We start from the raw sequence: 2510 nt of genomic DNA, 5'->3' as shown, positions 1-2510 counted from the left end.
GTGTCCTCCTGTGCGCAGGCCCGACGACGCCGGGCGGTGGTCTGGAACCACCGGCGCGTCCTCGGGCCGGCAGGTCCGACGCTAGGAAGGCGGTGTTTCGACGCCCGGCGTCCGGCCGTGAAATGCGCGTGAGCACGAACGCACAGACTCCGGGGCAGCCCTGTGAGGTCCCGGCGTGCCCGGTCGTCCGCGGAGCAGCGGGCGGGACCCGGCTCCGACGCCGCCGACGGGCGGTCCCGCCGGCACCCTGCCCGACATGCGCTGTCGCAGGTCCGGGCCCATGATGCGAAGCAGTGACTCTACGGTCCCCCAGCCCCAGGAGTGCGCATGTCGACCACCCGCCCGCCCGTCACCGCTGACCTCGGGGCGGCGCCGCCGACCGGGGCCGCCGACGCCCTGCTGCGGCTCGGCAAGCACCTGCGCAAGGGGGACGTGTCGGAGGACCTGCGCCAGCTGTTCCTCAAGGGTGGGCGCGAGGGTGACGTCTTCTACCGGGACCGGTGGTCGCACGACAAGGTGGTGCGCTCCACCCACGGCGTGAACTGCACGGGCTCGTGCTCGTGGAAGGTGTACGTCAAGGACGGCATCATCACGTGGGAGACGCAGCAGACGGACTACCCGTCGGTGGGCCCGGACTCCCCCGAGTACGAGCCGCGCGGCTGCCCCCGCGGCGCCGCGTTCTCCTGGTACACGTACTCGCCCACGCGGGTGCGCTACCCCTACGTGCGCGGCGTCCTGCTGCGGGCGTACCGGGAGGCGAAGGCCGCGGTCGGAGGGGACCCGGTGCTCGCGTGGGAGCGGCTGACGTCCGACCCGGAGACGGCGCGGGCGTACAAGAGCGCGCGCGGCAAGGGCGGCCTGGTGCGGGCCACGTGGGACGAGGCGGCGGAGATCGTCGCGGCGGCGCACGTCCACACGATCAAGGCGCACGGCCCCGACCGCGTCGCTGGCTTCTCCCCCATCCCCGCGATGTCGATGGTGTCGCACGGCGTCGGTGCCCGGTTCGTGCAGATGCTGGGCGGCACGATGCTGTCGTTCTACGACTGGTACGCGGACCTGCCGGTCGCCTCCCCGCAGGTGTTCGGCGACCAGACGGACGTGCCGGAGTCCGCGGACTGGTGGAACTCGTCCTACCTGATCATGTGGGGCTCCAACATCCCGGTGACCCGCACCCCGGACGCGCACTTCATGGCCGAGGCGCGCTACCGCGGCACCAAGGTCGTCTCCGTGTCCCCCGACTACGCGGACAACACGAAGTTCGCCGACCAGTGGCTGGCGCCCCAGCCGGGCACCGACGGGGCCCTGGCGATGGCGATGGGACACGTGATCCTGCGGGAGTTCCTCGTCGAGAAGCGGACCGCCCCGTTCGTCGACTACCTCAAGAAGTACGCGGACGCGCCGTTCCTGGTGCGGCTGGACGAGAAGGACGGCGCGTACGTGCCGGGCAAGTTCCTCACCGCCGCGGACGTGGACGACGCCGTCCTCCCGGGCGCGTCGACGGCGGCGAACCCGAGCTTCCGGACGCTGCTGCTGGGCGCCGACGGCGCCGTCGTCGCACCGAACGGCACCCTCGCCGACCGGTACGGCGAGGCGGGCGAGGGGAGGTGGAACCTCGACCTGGGCGACGTCGACCCGCTGCTGTCGGTGGCGGACGGCGCGGCGTCCGGCGAGCGGGGCACCGCGGCGGTGCTGCTGCCCCGGTTCGACGTCGTCCCCGACGGTGACGACGGCGGTGCGGGCGACGGCGCGCAGCAGGCACACCTCGGCGGCAAGGGCGTGCTGACCCGCGGCGTGCCGACCCGGCGCGTGGGCGGGCACCTGGTGTGCACGGTCTTCGACCTGCTGCTGGCGCAGTACGGCGTCGAGCGGGCGGAGCTCGCCCTGCCGGGCGAGTGGCCCACCGGCTACGACGACGCGACGGCGCCGGGCACCCCGGCCTGGCAGGAGGAGATCACCGGCGTGCGGGCCGCGGACGCCGCGCAGATCGGCCGCGAGTTCGCGCAGAACGCCGAGGACTCGGGCGGCCGCTCGATGATCATCATGGGCGCGGGCGCGAACCACTGGTTCCACTCGGACACGATCTACCGCGCCTTCCTCACGCTCACCACGATCACCGGCTGCCAGGGCGTCAACGGCGGCGGGTGGGCGCACTACGTGGGCCAGGAGAAGTGCCGGCCGATCACCGGCTGGGCGCAGTACGCGGGCGGCCTGGACTGGGTGCGCCCGCCGCGCCAGATGATCGGCACCGGCTGGTTCTACCTGGCCACGGACCAGTGGCGCTACGACGGGATGCCCGCCGACGCGCTCGCCTCCCCCCTCGCGCCCGGGGTCCTGGCGGGCCGCACGACGGCGGACTCGTTGGTGGAGTCGGCGCAGCGCGGCTGGATGCCGAGCTACCCGACGTTCGACCGCAACCCGCTGGACCTCGTCGACGAGGCGCGCGCGGCGGGCAAGGAGCCCGAGCAGCACGTCGTCGACGAGCTCAGGGCCGGGACCCTGCGGTTCGCCTG

At 73.5% G+C, this 2510-nt stretch carries 1 protein-coding gene; it reads left to right on the top strand.

Annotation, left to right across the window (positions count from 1 at the left end):
* Positions 1-327 precede the first annotated feature (327 nt).
* On the top strand, positions 328-2510 hold a 2183-nt coding region (locus ACFWEK_RS20735; RefSeq protein WP_430555263.1), incomplete at its 3' end, for a molybdopterin-dependent oxidoreductase.

Source organism: Isoptericola sp. NPDC060257 (genome assembly GCF_042726645.1).
Taxonomy (GTDB): Bacteria; Actinomycetota; Actinomycetes; order Actinomycetales; family Cellulomonadaceae; genus Isoptericola; species Isoptericola nanjingensis.
This window is presented reverse-complemented; position numbering and strand designations above follow the sequence as displayed.